The organism is uncultured Limosilactobacillus sp., assembly GCF_934202705.1.
In the GTDB taxonomy this organism is placed as follows: domain Bacteria; phylum Bacillota; class Bacilli; order Lactobacillales; family Lactobacillaceae; genus Limosilactobacillus.
The window spans coordinates 177,568-199,694 of sequence record NZ_CAKPYE010000002.1 but is presented as its reverse complement, the minus strand read 5'-3'; the positions used below and the strand labels follow the sequence as shown (position 1 = coordinate 199,694).

General features: G+C 40.5%; 17 protein-coding genes and 1 tRNA gene. 7 read left to right on the top strand and 11 right to left on the bottom strand.

Annotated features, from left to right (window positions below; translation table 11 throughout):
* Positions 1–186 precede the first annotated feature (186 nt).
* A complete protein-coding gene (locus tag Q0C76_RS02185) occupies positions 187–603 on the bottom strand; it encodes a Spx/MgsR family RNA polymerase-binding regulatory protein (protein WP_295729150.1) in 417 nt (138 codons plus the stop codon).
* Positions 604–1,441: 838 nt separating this feature from the next.
* Here Q0C76_RS02185 and Q0C76_RS08925 point away from each other — a divergent pair.
* Positions 1,442–1,639 carry a transposase gene (locus Q0C76_RS08925; protein ID WP_367268460.1) on the top strand — a complete coding sequence of 66 codons (198 nt, stop codon included), beginning with the start codon at positions 1,442–1,444 and terminating at the stop codon, positions 1,637–1,639.
* A 103-nt stretch (positions 1,640–1,742) separates the two neighbouring features.
* Here the strand turns inward: Q0C76_RS08925 and Q0C76_RS02180 are convergent, their stop codons facing one another.
* From Q0C76_RS02180 to Q0C76_RS02145, 8 genes are all read right to left on the bottom strand, one after another.
* Complete coding sequence (locus Q0C76_RS02180) at positions 1,743–3,119, bottom strand: glutamate decarboxylase (protein ID WP_295729149.1); 1,377 nt, start codon at positions 3,117–3,119, stop codon at positions 1,743–1,745.
* A gap of 170 nt (positions 3,120–3,289) precedes the next feature.
* Positions 3,290–4,756, bottom strand: a complete 1,467-nt coding sequence (locus Q0C76_RS02175) for an amino acid permease (protein WP_295729146.1) — start codon at positions 4,754–4,756, stop codon at positions 3,290–3,292.
* A gap of 158 nt (positions 4,757–4,914) precedes the next feature.
* Positions 4,915–5,442, bottom strand: a complete 528-nt coding sequence (locus Q0C76_RS02170; protein ID WP_295729143.1) for a TetR/AcrR family transcriptional regulator C-terminal domain-containing protein — start codon at positions 5,440–5,442, stop codon at positions 4,915–4,917.
* Positions 5,443–5,530: 88 nt separating this feature from the next.
* A tRNA-Glu gene (locus Q0C76_RS02165) sits at positions 5,531–5,603 on the bottom strand.
* Positions 5,604–5,676: 73 nt separating this feature from the next.
* Complete coding sequence (locus Q0C76_RS02160; protein WP_295729141.1) at positions 5,677–6,828, bottom strand: MFS transporter; 1,152 nt, start codon at positions 6,826–6,828, stop codon at positions 5,677–5,679.
* 112 nt (positions 6,829–6,940) lie between these two features.
* Positions 6,941–8,248, bottom strand: a complete 1,308-nt coding sequence (gene serS / locus Q0C76_RS02155) for a serine--tRNA ligase (RefSeq protein ID WP_295729138.1) — start codon at positions 8,246–8,248, stop codon at positions 6,941–6,943.
* A 281-nt stretch (positions 8,249–8,529) separates the two neighbouring features.
* Complete coding sequence (locus Q0C76_RS02150; RefSeq protein ID WP_295729135.1) at positions 8,530–11,646, bottom strand: SMC family ATPase; 3,117 nt, start codon at positions 11,644–11,646, stop codon at positions 8,530–8,532.
* Between the two features lie 3 nt (positions 11,647–11,649).
* Positions 11,650–12,771 (bottom strand): exonuclease SbcCD subunit D, encoded by a 1,122-nt coding sequence (locus tag Q0C76_RS02145; protein WP_295729132.1) that lies wholly within the window; start codon positions 12,769–12,771, stop codon positions 11,650–11,652.
* Positions 12,772–13,043: 272 nt separating this feature from the next.
* Between Q0C76_RS02145 and Q0C76_RS02140 the strand changes: the two genes are divergently transcribed.
* Genes Q0C76_RS02140 through dltD form a run of 5 tightly spaced genes read left to right on the top strand, consistent with a single transcriptional unit; the run spans position 13,044 to position 17,518 of the window.
* Positions 13,044–13,184, top strand: a complete 141-nt coding sequence (locus tag Q0C76_RS02140; protein ID WP_295729129.1) for a teichoic acid D-Ala incorporation-associated protein DltX — start codon at positions 13,044–13,046, stop codon at positions 13,182–13,184.
* Positions 13,185–13,198: 14 nt separating this feature from the next.
* Complete coding sequence (dltA, locus tag Q0C76_RS02135) at positions 13,199–14,728, top strand: D-alanine--poly(phosphoribitol) ligase subunit DltA (protein ID WP_295729126.1); 1,530 nt, start codon at positions 13,199–13,201, stop codon at positions 14,726–14,728.
* Positions 14,728–15,960: a D-alanyl-lipoteichoic acid biosynthesis protein DltB gene (dltB, locus tag Q0C76_RS02130; RefSeq protein WP_295729123.1), complete on the top strand. Its 1,233-nt coding sequence runs from the start codon at positions 14,728–14,730 to the stop codon at positions 15,958–15,960. The genes dltA and dltB overlap by 1 nt, the downstream gene beginning before the upstream one ends.
* A gap of 30 nt (positions 15,961–15,990) precedes the next feature.
* Positions 15,991–16,230 (top strand): D-alanine--poly(phosphoribitol) ligase subunit DltC, encoded by a 240-nt coding sequence (dltC, locus tag Q0C76_RS02125; protein ID WP_295729120.1) that lies wholly within the window; start codon positions 15,991–15,993, stop codon positions 16,228–16,230.
* Positions 16,223–17,518, top strand: a complete 1,296-nt coding sequence (gene dltD / locus Q0C76_RS02120) for a D-alanyl-lipoteichoic acid biosynthesis protein DltD (RefSeq protein WP_295729117.1) — start codon at positions 16,223–16,225, stop codon at positions 17,516–17,518. The genes dltC and dltD overlap by 8 nt, the downstream gene beginning before the upstream one ends.
* A gap of 115 nt (positions 17,519–17,633) precedes the next feature.
* Here the strand turns inward: dltD and brnQ are convergent, their stop codons facing one another.
* A complete protein-coding gene (gene brnQ / locus Q0C76_RS02115; protein ID WP_295729114.1) occupies positions 17,634–19,010 on the bottom strand; it encodes a branched-chain amino acid transport system II carrier protein in 1,377 nt (458 codons plus the stop codon).
* A 504-nt stretch (positions 19,011–19,514) separates the two neighbouring features.
* Between brnQ and rlmD the strand changes: the two genes are divergently transcribed.
* On the top strand, positions 19,515–20,909 hold the full coding sequence (rlmD, locus tag Q0C76_RS02110) for a 23S rRNA (uracil(1939)-C(5))-methyltransferase RlmD (protein WP_295729268.1): 1,395 nt from the start codon (positions 19,515–19,517) through the stop codon (positions 20,907–20,909).
* Between the two features lie 61 nt (positions 20,910–20,970).
* On the opposite strand, the gene Q0C76_RS02105 is transcribed toward rlmD, so the two are convergent.
* Positions 20,971–22,122 carry an ArgE/DapE family deacylase gene (locus tag Q0C76_RS02105; RefSeq protein ID WP_295729111.1) on the bottom strand — a complete coding sequence of 384 codons (1,152 nt, stop codon included), beginning with the start codon at positions 22,120–22,122 and terminating at the stop codon, positions 20,971–20,973.
* Positions 22,123–22,127 lie beyond the last annotated feature (5 nt).

Here is a 22,127-nt window from a genome sequence, read left to right as displayed (position 1 = left end):
TTTCGTTCGCTTAATGTAAATGGTTAACCATCATCTATCCAATTAAAAATCAAAAAATCTAGATTTAGTATAGATAACGATTGTCTCTATACCAACCTAGATACAAAATCTTTTTGATTCCTCATCTAATCTTCCTCATCGTGATGATTAAATAAAAAAGTATAAATAATTTCCGTAAATAACGATCTAATTTAATACTGCACTCACTAAATCTGCCTCTTGCTCCGCACGTAAGCGTTCAGTTTTACGTTCATCATGAGAAATAAAACTACGAATAGAATCGCGATTAAAACCAATTTGAACACTATGACGTGATACAATAATTGGCGTTTTTAGTAATTCAGGAATCCGACAGATTAAATTTAAAAAATCATCAAAATTCAAACTATTAATTTCAATCCCCAAGTTTTTGTAAGCATTGGACCTTGTACAAACTACATCATCTGTACCATTTTCAGTCCGCTCCATAATTTCAGTAAGTTGCTGACGTGTAATTCCCTCAGACGAAACATTATGTTCATTAACACTTATATGATGTTGCTTAAACCAACATCGTGCCTTTCGACACGATGATGAATTAACAGAAGTATATAGTATGATCATTAAGCTCCCTCCTTACACCTTATTTATTAATCATCATATATATTATATGTATATTAAAATTTATTATCAAATAATTAGTTGTTTTAGGTGATAGTCATGGATGCGACAAAAACGCTGTTTTGGCGCAATTTTTCCCATAAAAAAAAAAAAAAAACCGGTCTATCAAACGATAGATAGTTTTTCCGAATGTCTATTATGACCCGTTTTATAAGACTAAATAACTCATCAAGTTAAGAAGGCTATTTTCAGCCATTTTAAGCAATTAACTAACTAATCAGTTAAGTTTACCCTAATAAATCTCTAAACGGCTAATATTAAAGCATAATCGCCTTTAAACCGCCATAGGAGCATAACAATTTAGTTTCTTTAAAAGATAACTCGCTTATATAAAAAGGTTCTATGATATTCAGCTCTGATAGATGTACTTGTTTTTTAGTATTATGATAAAAATAAAAAACAAGTACCCCATCATCGCTAAACCGTGGTAATTGTCTTCCAGAAAGGAATTTAATCCTCATGAGTAATGATATCAGCTTTTAACCGGAATCAAGGATCCTTATCTTAAATTTGATAAACCTGCAACAACGGAACAAGCGGGAGTCAAAGTGATCCATCTTCTACAATCATTCCCCATGCACTGTCCAGTTCGTGGTCAATTAATGAGGCGGAATTGCTAGCTCCGTCGCTGACCAGTTAAGATTCGCATTCTGTCGATTGCCGGTCAACCAACGGTATTGAGTATCATCAAACAACAATATCTTTGTCAGCCTTCAGCTTCCTGTCCCCAAACTGTTACCATCAGTCCAAAAGGCCCAGCAAACCTTACGTTTTCATAGAGATGAAATTATTAATAGTTTTCAATGTAAACTCGATTGAAAGCACCAACAATAAGATTAAAGCCATTAGAAGGACCGCTTATGGATTTCGCAACTTCGCTCATTTTCGAATGCGTATTTTAATAACGCTTAAGCATTCTAACCTCATAGTAAAGCCAAGACCAAAAGAAAAAGCCAGCTCATGCAGCTACGCTGCTTAAACTAACCTTATCCAAATATCTTATCAGTCTGATTGACAAAGAGCCTATAAAAAAGCACTTTTGGAAAAATCCAAAAGTGCTTTTACTAATTAACGGTTATTAATTAGTTAAACTTCTTGTTCAAGTCGTCAATGGCTTGGTTGAGGTCTTCAGCAAAGTCATCAGCAATTGTCATGCTCATTCCTGGACGAACAACGATCCGTTCAACAGTTTCGTCGTCACGATCCTTTGGAAGTGGGTATGCAGGAACTTGCCAGCCGTATGAACGAAGGGCATCTTCCATGTCGTAAAGGTTCCACTTAACATCAACGTCATCACGAAGCTTCCAAGTGTTGATTGGAAGAAGTGAACCATCGGTAATCATTTCGAAGTAGCCAGTAGCCTTCAAAACTTCGCTGATGTGAGTTGATACCTTCCGTACGTTTTCCATAACAGCACGGAAGCCTTCCTTACCAAACCGGATCAAGTTGTAGTATTGACCTACAATGTGGGCACCGGAGTGTGAGAAGTTAATAGCGATGGAGTCAACTGAACCACCAAGGTATGGTACAGAGAACCGCATTTCCTTTGGAAGGTGTTCGTAGTCATTCTTACGCCAAATAGTCCAACCTAATCCAGGGTAAACCATTCCGTACTTGTGACCAGATACGTTGATTGAAGCAACGTTCTTCAGACGGAAGTCCCATGGCTTGAAGCCATCAACCCAAGGTGCAAAGAATCCGTTGTAAGCAGCGTCAACGTGAATCTTGATTGGCATATCCTTGTGAGCTTCGTTGTACTTAGTTACTTCAGCATCAAGAGCTTGTACGTCATCGATTTCACCAGTAAAGGTAATACCAAAGACAGCAACAATCCCAATCGTGTTTTCATCAACTAAGGACATTGCCTTCTTGATGTTCAAGCTGGATTCGTTGGTACCATGTTCCAACTTAACTTGACGCATTTCAACGTTCCAGTAAGTACAGAACTTTTCCCAAACAACTTGGTAACCAGAGCCAATAATCATGTTTGGCTTGTGGTTGTGAAGATCATCAATGTCGATGCCGTTAGCCTTAGCACGGTGCTTCCATGAGAATAACATGGAAAGTCCACCTAACATACATGCTTCGGAAGAACCAACTGTTGAAGTACCGATGAAGTCCTTACGGAACTTTTCATCTTCTGGAATCCCCCACATGTGACCGATCATGGCAGCACAACGGTCTTCCATGGCAGCGGTCTTTGGGTATTCTGACTTGTCAATTGCGTTAGTGTTCATTGCACTTGCCATTAACTTGTCAGCTTGTGGTTCCATTTGAGTTGAACAGAAAGTAGCTAAGTTTTGGTTAGCCTTTGCTTCGTTCAAACGGAAGTGTTGAATTAATTGTTCAGCAACGTTTGGGTTCATTGCCTTTTCAGGCATTTCTTCTTCTGGTAAATGTTCGCCAGATTCAACGCTACCTAACCAGTTTTGCTCTAAAGCTTCATTAATATCAGCCATATTAGTTTTCGGAATTAGCAGCCAACTAATTCCTTCCCCTCCTTTGTGTAAAAACCTACAGCTACAAAATATATGACTACTACTTTACTAAATTAGACAACTACTAACTTCGTTCTCCAATTCCCCCTTTCAGGGCTAATTTTTATAGTCGAAATGTTATTTTGTAAGAATTAATCTTCATCGTAAAGTCCAGCATCCTTAACATCCTTAGTCCACTTGTTGTGGTAACGAAGCATGATGAATGGAACGAAGAAGACAATCACAAACCCGACAATTAAGAGCATCAGGTAAGTGTGTTGTTGTGCTACAGAGTATCCCTTTGGTGGGAAGAACGTAACAACTAAAGCAAATGCAGTCAAAATAAAACCAACAATTGCGTACAAGTTCTTCAAGAACTTGGAACGTGAAGCAACCCAAGTCCGATGTAAGTCATCATGCTTGTTGATCAAACGGAAGTATGCAGCAAACATCATTAAGTACATCAACATGTAAATTGCAACCGTCAAACTCATGGCAGTTTGGAAACTGATATCATTCTTAGAACCACCAGCACCGAAGGTTAACCATGCACCAACAATACATACGATAATTCCTTGAAGAACCATGACATTAGTACCAATACCGTTCTTGTTGGACTTAGCGAACCGTGCTGGAAGGTAACCCTTCTTAGCAGCTTCGTGCATCCCGGCGTTTGGACCAACAACCCAGCTACTGATTTCGGCAAGCACACCAAGTGCTAACAGAATACCAGTAAGACGTTGGATAAATTCACCAGACATGTTGAACATTGAAGCTAATGAACCGTATGCAAAGACGATTCCGTTACTTAATTGAATCTTGTCGTTAGGAATCGTAGCAGCAATGGACATTGAACCAATGATGTCGGAGCAGATCGCAGCGATACATAATGCCAACATAACCTTGGCATAAGCATGTGGGTTCTTTAAGTTCTTAACGTGAGGAGCAGAACCTTCAGCACCACAGAATGCTAAAATAAATGGAACAAAACCAACTAGAACACTACCAGACCATGTTTGTGGGAAAATAGTGTGCCAGTTAATCGTGATCAACATATGGTGACCAGTTAACAGGTAGGCAGCAAACAGGAACAGTAAGAAGAATACAGGAATAATAACACCGAGTGTGAATCCCCATTGCGCAATCTTACCAGTAAACTTAGTACCACGTTGTTGAAGAGCAATTAATCCCCAAATAATGATCAAAATTAAAATGTAACGAACCCAAAGGTTGTCATACATTGCCGGCAAACTCAGACTTGCTGAGAAACAAGCGATGATGAACATCATCATTGTGTTCATACCAACGGTAATGTGGACCCATTGATAGAACAGAGCAGAGAACCCAGAGTTGTCACTGTACATCTTACCAACCCAGGTGAAAACACCACCCTTTGACCAGCCATCAACTGATGCCATTTCACCAGCTGCACGGGTAACAGGCAAGAACCATAAAATACCAGCTAAGAACAGGAAGAAGAACGCCGTAGCGCCTTGCTTAGCAAATGAAGCAAATCCATAGACCGTCATAACCATTGAAGTGGTCATTGAGAAAAGTTGGAAACCAGTAATCTGGTTAACCGCCTTTAGGTCTTTGGCTTCTTGTTTATTTTCAGCCAAAATAATCCATCTCCTACTTTTATTGACTACCATCACGTGAGCGCTATTTGTGATTGGCAGGAATAACTAATTAATCAGGGATCCGTTCTGATTACAAATCCATTGTAAACGTTCTCCCTCAAAGATGAAACATACATTTTATAAAAAGTGTATAATTTTTATATTTCAGAAAATAGCCGGTCTACGCTTTCAGTTGATGATGGTAAAGTCTTAGATAATAAAGTAGATGGATCATCATCCATCCCCTTTTTAATCCATTCGATGATAATGCCGCGAATACCATAAGCAAAGAATTGAGCACCCTTATCAAGCTGTTCGGACACGGCTTTATTTTCGCTTTGTAAAATAAATTGATTTAATGCTGTATCTAAAAAAGCACTCAATAAGGAGTAACCTTGGTCACCATAAGTAATGTGAATAATTGCTTCCTTGTGTTTGCGAACAACGTCTAATAAGTTTAAAAGATGTTGTTGGAGATTAGTGGAACCATCGCGTTCTGCTAATAAGGTTCCCCACTGCTGAAGGTAGAATGTTAAACATTGATATTTATCTGAAAAGTAATAATAAAAAGTCTGACGCTCCACTTGAGCGTGTGAGGCAATATCTTTCACTGAAACAGACTCAAAATATTTTGATTCGCTGAGATCGAAGGCACTGCGGCCTAACAAATTTTTTGTCGATTTCATTTTTGGCTCCTCTGCACTTCTAAAGACTAACGGAAAGTAGTGAATTCATAAAAAAAGGCTACTTGCAATAACAAGTAGCCTTTACTAATGACCCGTGCGAGATTTGAACTCACGTTACCAGCGTGAAAGGCTGGTGTCTTAACCAACTTGACCAACGGGTCAATTCCTCTTGACGTCTATAATAATATCATAGGCTCAAAAAAATACAACCCTTTTCGGTAAATTTTTTTGACTTTATTTTGATCGTGTCAAAAAAACAACGTTCGCTAATGTTATCAACATCATCAAGCTAACCGTAATAAACAGGACCTCATAGTTAAAATGATCAATAATTAGCCCGCCATATAAGGGACCAATTGCCCGACCAATGGACATTGCAATATTTGGTAGTCCTTGATAGTATCCCGTCTCACTCGGGTCAGTAAGTTGGTCAATGTATGCTGGAACAGCAGGAATACCCGTCATTTCACCAATCGTTAAGATTAAAAAATCAACGACAAACATCATAAAACTGCGTGCAAAAATGAGTAAAATAAATGAACTAGCAAAAATTGCAATTCCCCAAATAATTTGCGTCCGCACTTTAATATATCTAGCCAGTTGATTGACAATCGGCTGACCAATAATAATGACCCCGCCATTAATCGTCCAAAGCAAACTATAGGCAAAAAATGGAATGTGCATATTCGTAATCCGTACTGACATGACCGTTTCCCAGAGAACATAACTAAGGTAAACCGTCATCAAACAAGTACAGATCGCGTAAACTACGTGAACGCCAAATTGGTCATGGTGCTTATTAGGAACTAACTGTCGATGGTGAACGGACATTTGCAAAGGAACGTTAAAAAACCTGATTGTAATTAAAAGAAAAATCGCATAAAACACTGCCGTGGTAACAAAGACGAGCACTGGGCTAATCGGCAACAATACACCAACGAGCAACGTCCCAATAACCACTCCAATATTCATTGCCATATAAAGCATGTTAAAGACATAGCGGGTGGATTTCCCTTCAATTTTGGTACCATAAGAATTAATCACAGTAATGCTTGAGCCATCTGCAAAACTAATTAAGCACAACCAGACTGCAAAAAAGGGCCAATTATGCAGAAAAATTAGCATGCACGCGGATACGGTAGCACAAATCACTGGAAGAACTGCCGCTAAATATGGATTCCAGCGGTCATATAGCCGTCCTCCCAAATAGTTCCCCAACATCATACAGAGCGACATTACAAACATCACAACTCCTGCAATTGTCATTGATTCACCCAAGTACTCATGCATGTAGACCGTGGTTAGTGGCCACAGCAAAGCTGCGCCAGTATTATTAAACAGGCTCGCTGCCACAACCCATTTTAATTGCAATCTCTTGACTTGCATTGCTCAGTTACTCCTTAAAAATAAAAATGGCGCCACATCGGCGCCAATTTTCTATTCATTTTCCGACCGATGATTATTCTCAGTGTATCATACTGATCAATCTAAACGGTCTTTACTTATTAATTTTGTTCCGAAATGGCACAGCATTTTCTTTAGTAATCTTTGTTATGCCATGCATGTATGGGACCAACACTTCTGGAATTGTGACTGAACCATCTGCATTTTGGTAATTTTCAAGGATTGCAGCCACTGTCCGACCAACAGCTAATCCCGATCCATTCAAAGTATGAACATAGTGTAATTTGCCATCCGCATCACGGTATTGGGTATGCATTCGCCGTGCTTGGAAGTCTAAACAGTTCGAACAACTGGATACCTCACGATACTTGTTTTGAGCCGGCATCCAAAGCTCTAGATCATGAGTCATCGAAGCCGTAAAGCTCATATCACTTGTCGTTAATGTAATTACATGATATGGCAATCCAATCTTCTTCAAGATATTTTCTGCATTCGCCGTCATCTTCTCTAATTCATCCCAAGAGTCCTCTGGCTTAGTGTACTTAACCATTTCTACCTTATTAAATTGGTGCATCCGAATCAGGCCCCGCGTATCACGACCAGCAGCACCTGCTTCAGAACGGAAACACGGCGTCAATGCTGTCACATAAACCGGTAACTCTTGTTCAGGAATCACATCACCGCGGTAGTAGTTAGTCAACGGGACTTCAGCCGTTGGAATCAACGTCATGTCCTCACCGTTAACTTGGTAAACCCCTTCCTTAAACTTTGGGAATTGGCCAGTACCGTACATTGACTTAGCATTCACAATATATGGCGGCAAGATTTCAGTATAGCCATCTTTCATGTGCTCATCCAACATAAAGTTATAAACGGCCCGTTCTAGTTGTGCTCCCAAACCTAGATAGTAAACAAACCGTGCACCCGATACTTTACGTGCTCGATCAAAGTCTAAAATACCTAAGTTTTCACCAACATCCCAGTGATGCTTTGGCTCAAAGTCAAATTCACGAATCTGACCGACCTTGCGTAATTCAACAGCACCTTCTTCAGTTAAACTAACTGGAACATCATCATGAGGAACGTTTGGTAAGCGCGACATCTTATCGTTGAATACTTCATCATTGGCCTCAACTTTTTCATCCAGTTCCTTAATTTGATCTCCCAATTCCCGAGTTTGCTTTATTGCTTCATCAGCCGATTCACCATTGCGCTTGGCTTCGCCAATCTTCTTGGATGCTTCATTGCGTTGTGCCTTAAGGGCTTCAACCTTTTGCAAAAGGTCCCGGCGCTTTTGATCCAATTTGAGGACTTCATCAATTTCTTCAGCCTTAATCCCGCGAGTGGCCAGCTTTTCCTTAAACCAATCTGGTTGTCGACGAATTTTTTTAATATCTAACATAACGGTTCCTCCAATCAAAAAAGAGCCATTTCATCCTCAAAAATTTTGGGACGAAATGGCTCTAGTTCCGCGGTACCACCCAAGTTTGACAATTAACTGTCACCCTCGAAATGGATAACGGCCATTAACCGTGCGGCATTACCCGCCCACATTTTGTGCACCGGAGTTTCAACCAACAGCTTCCACCAACCGCTGTCTCTCTATCGGTCTACTTGAAATGCACCCGTGTTTATTAATTAGGGTAATCATATTACATTAAAATCAAATTAGCAATCCCTAATTTAAAGATTGCCAATCTCATGACGATATTCAACATGGCTAATCCCGTTCCGTGAGATCACGCGTAGCTGATTTGGAATCTGATTTTCCAATTCAGTCACATGACTGATAATACCAATCATCTTATATCCGTGAATTGTCTGTAAAGCATTCATTGCTTGATTTAACGCTTCCTGGTCTAATGAACCAAAGCCTTCATCGATAAACAGCGTCTCAACTTGAATTCCACCGCTCCGTTCTTGAATCACTTCGCCCAAACCTAAGGCCAACGCTAACGAAGCAATAAAGCTTTCCCCGCCAGATAACGTTCGCACACTCCGCTCTTGTCCCGCATTATCATCATAAACATTAATTTCTAAACCGCTCCACTTCGTACCATTACCCTTGGCTTCCGCATCGCTCAGTTTAAAAGCATACCGGCCATTTGTCAGTTTCACCAATCGCTCATTAGCCACTCGTAATACCTCAGCCAGATAACTTTGCAAGACATAACGCTCCAAGCTTAATTTATTAGCAGTGTTGCCATTCATCACATCACTCACCGTCTGCATGTTCTGAACATGGGTGATTTGTTTGCTTTGCTGCTCATTTAGTTTTCGCACCTGTTGATAAAGCTTCTGGATTGCCGATAATTCGCTAATGACTTTCCCGCTTTGCTGTTGAATTTCTGCAAGTTCGTGCTGAGCTTGTGCAAGACGCTGCTTACTTTTTTCAATCTTCGGTAATGTTTGCTGATCAACTTGGTTATTTAACCGTTGTAATTCTGATTCCAACCGTGTTTGTTCAGCTTGATAACGTTGTACTTGCTGCTGCATTTCTGGTAAAGCATCTATTTGCTCCATTGCCCAATCCCAAAACGACCAATCTAGTGTCGGCGAATATTCGCTTAAGATTGTTTTTAAGGATTGGTGCTGTTCTTTCAACTGACTCGTTTTTTGGGAAAGAGACTGTTCAAGTTCGTTCAAAGATTGTTGAGTTGTTTTTAATCGCTCTTGATTTGTCAGCTGACGTTCCTGACAATCACGTTGCCGTTTCTGAAAATCCGTAATTTGTTCCTGCCAATTTTCCAGCTGACGACGAGCCATTTTTTCATTATCAAACTCTTGTTGTAGACCGCGTAAAGTCGTCTGGTAGCTAGCTTTCAACTCCGCTAATTTCACTTCTTGCTGCTTAAGAGTAGATTGCAGTCGTTCTGCTTTTTTTGCATCAATTGCTTGCTGATCTTGCAATTGACCTTGTTCGCTACTTAGCTGTTGCTCTAACTGTTGCCGCTTAGCTATATGATCTTCATCAAGCACCAGTTCCTTTTTCATATTCGTAATGACTAATTTAATCTCATTTAAATTATCAGTCTTGACATTTAGTTCATCATTCAAACGCGATAATTGTAATTGCTGGTCTGTTTTAATTTGAAGTTCTTGTTCTTGCCACTCCCTCAATCGCGACTGTTGTGCAGTTTGTTCTTGGCGCAGCTGTTCCAAATTTTGCCTTGCTTTCTCAACTACATCATCAGTGATTACTTTTTGCTCAGCTGCCAAAGCCGCCAAGTGAGGATGACTTGTTGAACCACAGACCGGACAAGGAGTTCCGGGTTTTAAATCTTGTGCTAAACGGGCAATTTCACTTCGTGCATGAGCATCTTTCAAACGCTCATATTCTGTTTGCGCTTGTAAGATTGGCTTTTGACCATCATTAATGGTTGCTTGAAGGGTCTTGATTTGATTAGCTAGTCGTTGTTGTTGATCAACATGAAGCTGGACATCATCCATTAAGTTTGTGGCGCTTTCTAATTGATGACCACGCTTGGCAATTACCAATTGCTGTTGAGACAAGTCTCGTGACTTGCCCAATTCAATCGTGATTTCTTGTAATCGTCGCTTTGATTTGTCCATAACTTCTTGCTGCTGTTCGACTGCCGTTTGCTGATCGTTAACTCGCTGGGTTTGCTTATGAATTTCCTGCTTAAATTTCGCAATTTGTGAATATTGTGGAAGTTGTCCTTTAAGACGATTGGCCGCATCTTGAAGCTGTTCAATTTTTGGTTCTTCATTCTGCAAGTGTTGAACAAGGCTTTTTAGACGTTCCTGTGCTTTTTCAAATTCTTGCAACTGTTCCTGGAGTTCAGTTTGCTGATTCTGAAGGTGTTTTACATCCTGTTGAAGAGTTTGGTAATGAAAGTACTTTTCTTGATGTCGCTGATACCAGTTTAACTGATCAACCTGTTCGCGAACTTTTTGAATATCAGTCGCTTGGTGTTGTAAATCATGAAGTTTCTGTTCAACCTGCCGTTGCTCCCGAAATGCATTCAGCAACGTTTGTTCACGATTAACCCGATCATTAATTTTTTCAACATCCTGCTGTTTTGTAGTTATTTCCCGGGAAATTTCTTCAAGATGTGCTTGTCGCTGGTGAATTTTTTCTGCTACTGCCGTCAGCCAAGCAGCTGTACTTAAATTCTCATCAACATCTGTAACTCCACTCTTGATGACTGTTAATTTTGCTAGTGTTTCCTTATAGGTGTCGCGCAAATCTGCAAGCTGATTTTTCAGCAATTGGGCCCACTGCTCATAAAAACGGGTGTTGAATAGGTCACGTAATAAATCTTCTTTATCGCTACTGCTTGATTCTAAAAATTGTCGGAACTTACCTTGGGGCAGGAGCACAATTTGCTTAAATTGTGCTCGCGTCATATTTAATAGTTGCTCAATGAATTGGTTAGCAGGTCCAATTTTATTAATTTCTTTTGGCTCTGCGCTTTCCAAAGGGTAAATCAGGCTGACTTTGGTACCATGCTCAACAATTTTGTTTCCGCGACCTTGCAATTCTTGTTTTGGTTTTCGGGTGATTTCGTATGTCTGCCCCTGATGGCAAAAAGTGAAGATAACGCTTGTTTCTTGATCTACTGGCGCAAAGTCTGAGCGTAATGCACTGGCATCCCGGTCTTGCTCATCGGTTGTTTGCCCAAACAAGGCGTAACACATTGCATCAAAAATCGTTGTTTTCCCACTCCCGGTATTGCCGCTAACTAGAAAGACCGGTGTCCCCGTCAATTTTTGAAAATCAATCAGTTGATCCTGATATGGTCCAAAATATTTGAGATGTAATTTTAAAGGTTGCATCAATCAATTCTCCTTTTGTACTTGCTCCAGCGACTTTTTCACAATTTGTTGCTGTTCAGTATCCAAATCGACGCCCACCGTTTGCCGATAAAAATTTGCAAATAACTTATCTGGAGCGAGCTTTCGATTGAACTGCCGCTTTTTTTGTTGGGGACTGTCAAAACCATATTTTCGTCCCAAACTAATAATGTAAGGATAATACTGGCGTAGCCGATGCATAACATCCGGAATAATTTGTCTGTCAGTTAAACGAATCGCATAGTAGTCATCTTTCGGATATTGATTAGCAAATGCTGTACTAGTTAACGTCTTCATTGACTCTTCAATAACATGAATATCATGAATCGGCGGAATCTTTACCCATTTTATAGAAAACGGATTGGTATCCACAATCCAGACGCCTTTTTCCATATGCGCCTCAGAGACTGAAAATTTCATTGGCGAGCCACTGTATTTGATTCGTTCCTCATTTAATGCATTCTTGTTATGAAGGTGACCAAGCGCAACATAATCAAAGTCACTCAGCAGACTAGTATTCACTGCACTTAGTCCGCCAACCTCAATCATCGTTTCTGAATCCGCTGTCCGTGTGCTACCGGCCGCAAAAAAGTGAGCAACTAATACGTGTTTCTGGGTCGGATCAAATTTTGTTTTCATCCGTTTAACAATTCGCTTCATTGCTGAATTAACGTCCCGAATTCGATCATCACCAAAGTAATTGCGGACCTCCTGCAAGCCAAAAAACGGTAATAAGAAAAATTGGGTGTCTTTCAAACTGACAGGTTGAAAAACTTGCTGAAAGTCAGTATTTAAATAGAAATTTTGGCTGGCAAACCATTGACTGCCAACCCCTAATCGCGTTGCGGAATCATGATTACCGCTGATTGCTAATAATGGCTCACTCGCTTTAATATTCAAGGTAACTAACTCATTCATCAACTCTCGTGTGGCCGCTTCGCTTGGAATGGTTCGATCATAAAGATCACCAGCTATGACTACTGCATCGACTTGTTCTTGTTTGGCAATCTCAACAATTTTTTGAAAAGTGGCGTGCTGATCAGTTAAGAGACTATAACCAGCTAAATTTTTACCAATATGCCAATCTCCGGTATGTAAAAAGCGCATTGTCTACCTCCAAACATTCGTTTGCTTTTACCGTTAATTATAACAAAGGCCTTTTTGATATCAAAGTTCACTCGATTCTCTACCATAACTTACCTTATTAATATCAATTCGTTTACACTACCTTACTTGATGTTGTATAATTTCGTTTGATATTTTAAAAATTAAGTAAATTCAATTTACAATTTATTCTTTAATCTTTGATCGATTATTATAATAATCATACCGATTATCGATAGATGATGTTTTCACTACCCAGAAAGGATGGTAATTTAATGATTAAAGCGCTCAAAGATCATCCTACGTATACGTTTATCTTAAAGACGCTTTTTTATTTCGTTGTTCTGGTTGCGCTGGTCTACCTTTATGGTTACTTTGGCGCTGGACAAGCCCCATTCATCTATAACGAATTTTAATGGAGGAAAAAGCTTTGGTTTTAAATATTGTTCCAGAAATTGATCAAGTTGCCAAGCAGCACCTTGAGAAGGTTTATTTCGATGAAATGGGTACTACCCATACTTATCAAGACTTAGTTAATGCTTCGAATGCATTTGCTGATTGGCTCGATCGTAGTAATATTCCCGCTGGCAGTCCAATCATGTTCTATGGTGATCACCAATTTGAAATGGTAGCCGGCTTTTTAGGCGGACTCAAGTCTGGTCATGCCTATATTCCAGTCGAAACCGGATCAGCTCTGCCAAGGATGCAATCAATCATCGCAACTGCCCAACCTCAACTGGTCGTCGCTGTTGATGATTTTCCGGACCAAGAACTTAACTACGACGGTCAAATTTTAAACTTAACTGAATTAAGGCAAATCATGGAAAACCCAGTTAATTATCAACTGGATCATCCAGTATCAGGCAATGATACTTTTTATATCCTTTTTACGTCTGGTACAACCGGTTCGCCAAAGGGAATTGAAATCAGTGCTAATAACATCACAACCTTTGCTAATTGGATGTTGGGAAAAGACTTCAATTTACCTCACGAAGCAACTTTCCTTGGACAGCCACCGTTTTCATTTGACATCTCTCACTTCTACTGGTTAGTTGGAATGTTATCTGGTGCAACTGTCAAGGCAATTCCAGTGAGTGTCGTCCAGAATTTTGGACAATTATTTAAGGTTTTACCAGATCTTAAAATCAACGTTTTCTTCGGAACCCCTTCATTTGCTGAATTACTACTGCTCAGTCCAGATTTTAATGCGGATAAAATGCCGGACTTACAGAAATTTGTTTTCTGTGGCGAAGAACTTTCTGTTTCAACTGTCAAACGGCTCTTCCAAAAGTTCCCAGATGCCCAAATTTATAATACCTATGGACCAACGGAAGCCACTGTTGCTGTTACCAGTTGTGAAATCACGAAGGAAATGGTTCAAAACGCAAAACGGCTACCAATTGGTTATGATAAGCCCGGGGTTACAACAACGATTTGGGATGGTAATCAGCAAATTACCGAACCTGGTAAACATGGTGAAATCATTATCTCTGGTGATAGTGTCGCTGCTGGTTACTTAAACAATCCAGAAAAAACTGCCCAAAACTTCTTTAAGTTTAATGGTCAACAATCTTACCGGACTGGCGATGCCGGATACATTAGTGCTGATGGTCTTCGCCACATCATCGGCCGCATGGATTTCCAAATCAAGTTACATGGTTTCCGTGTTGAACTTGACGAAGTTCGTTCCAGTCTTGAATTAAGTTCATACATCAAGCAAGCAGTCGCGGTTCCTAAATATGATCAAAATGGCAAAGCTACTCATTTAATTGCCTACGTCATTCCAGAACCAAATCAATTTAATGACGAGGCAGAATTAACCAAGGCAATTCGGACTAGTCTGAAAGATAAAATTATGGACTACATGATGCCGACCCAATTTATTTACGTTGATAGTTATCCAACTTCAGCCAACGGTAAGATTGCGGTTAAAAAACTGATCGCGGAGGCTAATAAATAATGATTAATTGGTTCGCAAGTCTACCGAATTTTTCCGCTTATGGCACTCCGACATACTTTATCTACTTATTAATTGCCCTATTGCCAATGGGCATCGGTCTATACTTTGGTAAGCGATTCGAGTGGTACGAGGCGCTAATCAGCTTTATCTTTATCTTCTTTATGTTTGATGGCCAAAGCTATCAACAAGCCGCCTCACTGATTATCTACATTATTTACCAAACCTGCTTGGTAATGTGGTACTTCCACTATCGGCAAAAACAGAATAACAGCATGGTCTTTTACGTGACTGTTTTCTTGTCACTCTTACCAATTATTATTGTTAAATTCACCCCAGCAATGGTTGGTCATAACTCATTACTGGGCTTCCTGGGAATTTCGTACTTAACTTTCCGGGCTGCGGGAACCATTATTGAAACCCGTGACGGTGCGGTTAAAGATATAAATTGGTGGAAATTTATCCGCTTTATGGCCTTCATGCCAACGATTACTTCTGGACCAATTGACCGTTATCGGCGCTTTTCAAAAGACTATCGAAAAGTCCCGAGTCGTGAAAAATACATCAGTTTGCTACAAAAGGCAGTCTTGTACTTATTCATCGGGTTTGTTTATAAATTTGTAATTGATTACTTTTTTGCTCAGCAATGGTTACCTTACTTCCAACGTCAAGCAATGGCTCACGCACCGCACCTTTCATGGTGGGTCGTTGGTGTTGCCTACTTCTATACTGGTGACCTATACTTTGACTTTGCCGGCTATTCATTATTCGCAGTCGCTATCAGTTACATCATGGGTGTCGAAACGCCAATGAACTTCAATAAACCATTCCTTTCTAAAAATATTAAGGAATTCTGGAATCGTTGGCACATGTCCCTTTCGTTCTGGTTCCGCGATTATATTTTTATGCGTTTTGTCTTTTTAGCAACTAAAAAACGCTGGTTTAAAAACCGGAACGTTTTATCATCTATTGCATACATGTTAAACATGGTGGTAATGGGATTCTGGCATGGGGTAACATGGTATTATATTCTATATGGTTTCTTACACGGCTTAGCCTTAGTAATTAATGATTGGTGGCTTCGTTATAAACGTAAGCACTATAAGAATTTAAAATCTACTAAATTGACTAAGTTTATTGCCGGTTTCATTACTTTTAACTTTGTTGTCTTTGGTTTCTTAATATTCTGCGGTTTCTTGAACACTCTGTGGTTCAGCCCCGCAGCAATGAAATAACCTGTTATCAAATAATTTGGAGGAAATATCATGAAAGAACAAATTCAAGAATTATTAGCACAAGCAACTGGTCGTGACGCAAGTGATTTTTCTGATACCACCGCTGATTTATACGCTAATGGACTCTTAGACTCAATGGCCACTGTTCAATTCCTGCTTTCGCTTCAAGATGAATTTGACATTCAAGTTCCCGTTTCTGAATTTGATCGTAGTGCTTGGAGTTCTGTTGATAAGATTACAGATCGGGTAAAGGAATTACAAAATGACTAACAAGAAAAAGCTGTGGTCAATTTTTGGCCCAGTGATTGTTGCAATCTTACTCGTTTTTATCCTTTTCTGTCTGCCGTGGTCAGGTCACCATTCGGCACAAACGGAGCAACGAGCTGCTGTTTCTTTAAGTCCGACCGTTTTCAAGAACCGATCACTTAAGGTTCAGGCATTAAGCGGTCACCATCCTAAATATGTCCCTTTTTTTGGTTCAAGTGAATTTAACCGAATGGACCGCTACCATCCCGCTGTCATGGCTGCTAAGTACCATTCTTACCGTCCGTTTATGTTTGGTTCTCGTGGGACGCAATCATTGCCACAGCTTTTTAACATGACAATGATGCCGCAACAAATGCGTAACCAAAAGGCCGTTTACGTTATCTCACCACAATGGTTCGTTAAACGTGGCGTCATGCCATCAGCATTTAAGTACTACAATGGTGCCTATGCTAATTTGATGTGGTTACAACAAGCTAATCCGCAGTCAGCTTATGATCGCTACACTGCAAGGCGCCTACTGCAGCTTTTAGGTAATGACGGTTCAGTTGGTAGTTATGCGCGCAAAATTAGTCAGGGTCATTCACTAAGTAAGTGGGATCGTTGGGTAATTAATTCGCAAGTTGCTTTGTTACATCATGAGGATAACCTCTTTTCTGGGTTCTTCATTAAAGATAATTATGATCGACGAATCAAGCCCAAAATGCATCTACTGCCTGAACAATTAAACTACGCAGATTTATCTGCAACTGCTATTCAGCAACACAACAAAGCTTCAAATAACAATCAATTTGGCGTTTTAAACTCCTTCTATAACCGAAGAATGCGTGGTCATATTAAGAGCACTGCTAATTCACAACGTCATTTTGACTATACTAAGTCCCCAGAATATGGTGACTTAGAAGTTGTTCTCAAACAGTTCCAAAAGACCAACACTAACGTAATTTTTATGATTACGCCAGTCAACGCTAAGTGGGAAAAGCACACTGGAATGTCAATGCCAATGTACTACCGCACGGTTCGTAAGATTAAAACTCAACTTCGCTCACAAGGTTTCAATAATATCGTTGACTACTCCCATAAGGGTAATCAAAACGGCTTTATGCAAGATACCATCCACATTGGTTGGGCTGGTTGGGTTGACTTTGATCGACAAGTTTCACCGTTCTTAGAAAAACCTCAACCTGCACCAAAGTATCACATGAATGATGCCTTTCTTTCTAATGAGTGGCTAAATTTGAATCCGACAAAGTCTAATCTTCAACAGTTTAAGGACGATCACCAAATTAAATAATCAAAATTGAAAAAGTTATCACAACAATCCACGTTGTGATAACTTTTTTTAGTTACAATTTAAAAACCCGCGCCTGGATTGGCACGAGCTTTTGGAGAGTTATCTATTGTTAAAGTTAATTTTCGTCAAGCGCGGTTGTATTACTGCGAACCCGGAAGAAATGCAGTGCCAAACCAAGCACTAGGCCAACTAAGGCTGGCACAAGCCAAGAAAGGCCTAAACTGGCAAGCGGTAAATGGCTCCGAACCATGGCTACCGCAGTACCAAAGGCACTCGCACTAACTACTTTCGGGAAGGATACCACCATATCACCTAGGGCTGGAACCACCGTAAACAGCACTACAAAGAGGTACACAACTCCATCACGGTTAAAGAGTGGTGAGAATACCGATAAAAGAATCAATACCAAACATAATGGGTAGAGGAACATCAACATTGGCGTTGACCAAGCAATGATGGTATCCAAGCCAAAGTTAGCAGCGAGAAATGAAGCTAGCGTGGTTAAGGCTAACCATGTATGGTAAGAAACCTTCGGGAAATGTTTATGGAAATCTTGCGCAAAAGCTGCAACTAGCCCCACGGCAGTTGTCAAACAAGTTACTGTGATCAATACTGCTAAGACCGCCTGACCAAAGGCACCGCCGTAGTAGCTCACCACTTGGTTAAATGCAACCCCGCCATCAGCAGAAAGTTTAAAGTGGCCAAGAGACATTGCACCAACCACGATCAACAATACGTAGATAAATGCCACCATACTCATGGAAACTAATCCTGCTTTACCAACGACCTTTGCGACATCCGATTCATGCTTTTGACCCATTTGACGTACCGCATGAACGACTGTCACCCCAAAAGCTAGTCCTGCAGGCGCATCCATCGTGTTGTATCCTTGTAGAAAGCCATTAACGAATGAAGAATGAAGATACGCTGCGGTTGCTGGTGCTGACATTGGATTGCCCATCGGACGTAAAAACGCCACTAAAAACATCAAGAATAATAATGCCAGGAACATTGGGTTTAAAACTTTACCAACGTTTGAAAGGATATCATTTTCACGGTATGAGAACGCAAAAGCCAACGCAAAGAAAACAGCTGAAAAAATCAAAAGTGCAACTTGATGATCAGCTTTGGGAAGGAATGGAGCCACTCCAACTGTAAAGGAAACTGAGGCCGTCCGCGGTGTCCCAAAAAGCGGACCAATCGTTGCGTGGATCAAAACCATGAAAACCAGTGCAAAGCCCACTCCTAATGGCCGACCAACATCGAACACCCCTTCAGCTCGGGTTACTGCAATGGCCATGACTGACAACAGCGGCAACAGAACCCCCGTCAGTAAGAAGCCAACCGTAGCAAGTCCCCAGTGTCCACCTGCTAGTTGTCCTAAATGAAGTGGAAAAATTAAGTTCCCAGCTCCAAAGAATAAACCAAATAGTAGTGAACTAACGACTAGATATTCCTTCGTGGTTAGTTTACGTGACGCTAAATCATTCATAATTCTCCCTCCAATATCATTGCGAATGAGTTAACATCGAGCCCAATAAAAAAGTCCCTTGACTGATCACTGACCAGTCAAGGGACGACATTACGCGGTACCACCCTCGATTTATACTAATATTGCTATTAGTACCTCAATACGTACAGCAAAAAGATGCGATACGTTGACGCTGTAATGGGTGTCATACCACTGTACCTTGGACAGTACAGACTCGAAAGTAATTTTCGCGCTCTCTAGATTCGCTCCCCTCTCACCAAACGGGATTCGCTTTCGATTAGAAATCGCTACTCTTCTTTCTCATTGTGCTCGAATAATTAATTTATGAGTATATTCTAATCAAACTTTAATTTTTCGTCAAGACCTTTTCCTAATTTTTTTAGAATTATGTGATAAGCTATCTTCTTGCTCTTAGCACGGCACTAAATATGCTAGAATAGAGGGACGTTATTATCGTTAAAGCAAGGAGTATTAATCATGGTTGAACCCCACAAGCATAAATTCATGCGGCATTCGTCGCGCCACTCTCATCAACTTGTTAATGTGCAGATTGGTGATCGTTTTCCATTAACAATTAAAAAACTTGGTGTTGAAGGTCAAGGAATTGGCTACTTTAAACATAAAGTCTGCTTCGTGCCTGGAGCTTTGCCCCAAGAAGTGGTCGTTGCTGAAGTTACCAAAATTCACGAAAAATATTTAGAGGCGAAAATTCACCGACTTAAAAAAACTAGTCCGCTACGAGTTGAACCACGCGACCCATATGCAATGACTGCCGGTGGCTTTGAATTAGAAAACCTTGCCTATTCAGCACAGCTTCGCTATAAACGATCGATGGTCTTGGAAAGTCTTGCCAAATTTAAGCCGCTCGGTTATCGCCATTATGAAGTCCGGCCAACAATTGGTTCTGACCGTCAATATGGTTACCGTAATAAAGCTCAGTTTCAATTTCGCCAACAAGGAAACCAAGTGGTTGCCGGTCTGTATCGCCCTGGCACCCACGATGTCATTGATATGGCCGAATGTGCAGTTCAAATGCCCGGCGTCATGAAGGTAATGCGTCGATTGGTCCAAGCAGTTGCGCAACTACAAATCCCCTTATATAACGAACTCAATCATAGTGGAATTCTCAAAACAATCGTGGTTCGCGAATCAGCATCAACTCATGAATTACAAGTCACCTTTATTACTAATAGCCCAAAGCTCCTCAAAAAACATCAACTTCTGACCGTCATTGAACAAGAATTACCTGAAGTCGTTTCCGTTATGCAAAACGTTAACCCAGGAGATACCCCATTGGTGTGGGGCGATGAGACCCGCCATTTAGCTGGATACAAATATATTACGGAAAGTTTAATGGGACTTGATTTCCAATTATCAGCACGATCTTTTCTCCAATTAAATCCTTATCAAACCGAAGTCTTGTATGAGGAAGCAGCAAAAGCCATGGACCTGAATACTAATGACACATTAATTGATGCCTATGCGGGCATTGGCACGATTGGGCTAGCCCTTGCTAGCCGCGTTCATCAAGTTCGGGGAATGGAAATTATCCCTGAAGCCGTAGATGATGCAAACCATAACGCCCAATTGAATCAAATCGATAATGCCAAGTATGAAGTTGGTTCTGCTGAAGAACTATTGCCAAGGTGGCGTGCTGAAGGCCTTCACTTTGATGCTCTAGTGGTCGATCCACCACGGACTGGATTGGATGATAAATTAATTCACCAGATTTTAATTGAAAAGCCTACTAAATTTGCTTACGTCTCTTGCAACATGGCTTCATTAGCACGTAATTTAGCTCATTTAGTCCCGACATATCATGTTGACTATATTCAGCCAGTTGATATGATGCCACAAACACCACGCTGTGAAGCGGTTGTTAAACTAAGTCTCAATTAATAAAAGCCACTCAATGGAAAATTTATTCCATCGAGTGGCTTTTGATATTTCCCGGGAAATATTAATCAAAAAAGTGTTCAATAATTTCTCGATAAGTCTGGATAGTTGCCAAGTAACTTGAGATCGTGGTGTACTCATTAATTTGATGAGCAATTCGCCAATCATCTGCACCAAGGACAATCACTGGGAGATCTGGATTACATTTAACAAACACACTAGCGTCAGTCGCGCCGTTAATCGTTTTAAGAGTTGGTTGATGATGAGCCGGTAGAGAATGATAGGCTTTCTGAGTTGCTCTTAAAGCCCGTTCGACAAATTTGCTATGAGGATCCGAAGCGACTGGTCGAAAATTATGAATTAGCTCAAAGGTTAATTGACCCTGCCCTTTAGCATTTACTTCACGCACTGCTTGCTCAATTTTACTAATTACGTGATCATTATTGAACGACTTTGTCGGTCGAATATTCCCCTTGAGCCATGCTGAATCAGGAATCGTATTAACCTGGTCACCACCGCTTACCACCGTCACACTATGCTTAACTTTACCCAGATAGGGGTCAGTTGGTGCATCATCAAAAAGGTGGCGCTCCTTGACACAATAATCGACTAGCGCATCGATCGCATTCACACCGTTTTCTGGTTGACTAGAATGAACCGCTTTGCCCGTACTAATAATTCGGTAATTTAAGCTTCCAGAATGAGCATAAACAACGTTACCACTGGTTGGCTCTCCTACTAAAAGACCGATTAAATCATCAGCAACACCAGCAGCTTCTAACCGATTGGCCCCTGGAGTACCGTACTCTTCACCTGCAGTGGCAATAAACCGAACATGTCCCTTTGGCAATTGACCGGCATCATGTAATTCAATTAATGCAACTACTTCCGCTGCTAAACCACTTTTCATATCCGCAGCCCCACGGCCATAAAGGCGATCGCCATTACGAGTTGGATTAAACGGGCTGTGCGACCATTTTGCTTCATCACCAACTGCCACCGTGTCCATATGTCCAGTGACCCCAAATACTTGATCACCTTCACCAAATTCAACTATTAAATTCGCTCGACGGTCACCAAACGCATCAATTTTGGCATCGAGGCCATGATCGTTAAATAACTGTTTGAGATAATTAGCGACCTCGATTTCATTACCATTGACCGAATTAATTTTGATCAAATCTTCAAGAACCTGAATTTGTTCATCTTTCTCCATACCTT

Bases quoted from the DNA above. Each gene is read 5' to 3' on its own strand.
- Q0C76_RS02160 (WP_295729141.1), bottom strand. From the start codon at position 6,828: ATGCAAGTCAAGAGATTGCAATTAAAATGGGTTGTGGCAGCGAGCCTG.
- Q0C76_RS02145 (WP_295729132.1), bottom strand. From the start codon at position 12,771: ATGCGCTTTTTACATACCGGAGATTGGCATATTGGTAAAAATTTAGCT.
- Q0C76_RS08925 (WP_367268460.1), top strand. From the start codon at position 1,442: ATGAAATTATTAATAGTTTTCAATGTAAACTCGATTGAAAGCACCAAC.
- Q0C76_RS02105 (WP_295729111.1), bottom strand. From the start codon at position 22,122: ATGGAGAAAGATGAACAAATTCAGGTTCTTGAAGATTTGATCAAAATT.
- brnQ (WP_295729114.1), bottom strand. From the start codon at position 19,010: ATGAATGATTTAGCGTCACGTAAACTAACCACGAAGGAATATCTAGTC.
- Q0C76_RS02140 (WP_295729129.1), top strand. From the start codon at position 13,044: ATGATTAAAGCGCTCAAAGATCATCCTACGTATACGTTTATCTTAAAG.
- dltC (WP_295729120.1), top strand. From the start codon at position 15,991: ATGAAAGAACAAATTCAAGAATTATTAGCACAAGCAACTGGTCGTGAC.
- rlmD (WP_295729268.1), top strand. From the start codon at position 19,515: ATGCGGCATTCGTCGCGCCACTCTCATCAACTTGTTAATGTGCAGATT.
- dltB (WP_295729123.1), top strand. From the start codon at position 14,728: ATGATTAATTGGTTCGCAAGTCTACCGAATTTTTCCGCTTATGGCACT.
- Q0C76_RS02170 (WP_295729143.1), bottom strand. From the start codon at position 5,442: ATGAAATCGACAAAAAATTTGTTAGGCCGCAGTGCCTTCGATCTCAGC.
- dltD (WP_295729117.1), top strand. From the start codon at position 16,223: ATGACTAACAAGAAAAAGCTGTGGTCAATTTTTGGCCCAGTGATTGTT.
- Q0C76_RS02150 (WP_295729135.1), bottom strand. From the start codon at position 11,646: ATGCAACCTTTAAAATTACATCTCAAATATTTTGGACCATATCAGGAT.
- Q0C76_RS02180 (WP_295729149.1), bottom strand. From the start codon at position 3,119: ATGGCTGATATTAATGAAGCTTTAGAGCAAAACTGGTTAGGTAGCGTT.
- serS (WP_295729138.1), bottom strand. From the start codon at position 8,248: ATGTTAGATATTAAAAAAATTCGTCGACAACCAGATTGGTTTAAGGAA.
- Q0C76_RS02185 (WP_295729150.1), bottom strand. From the start codon at position 603: ATGATCATACTATATACTTCTGTTAATTCATCATCGTGTCGAAAGGCA.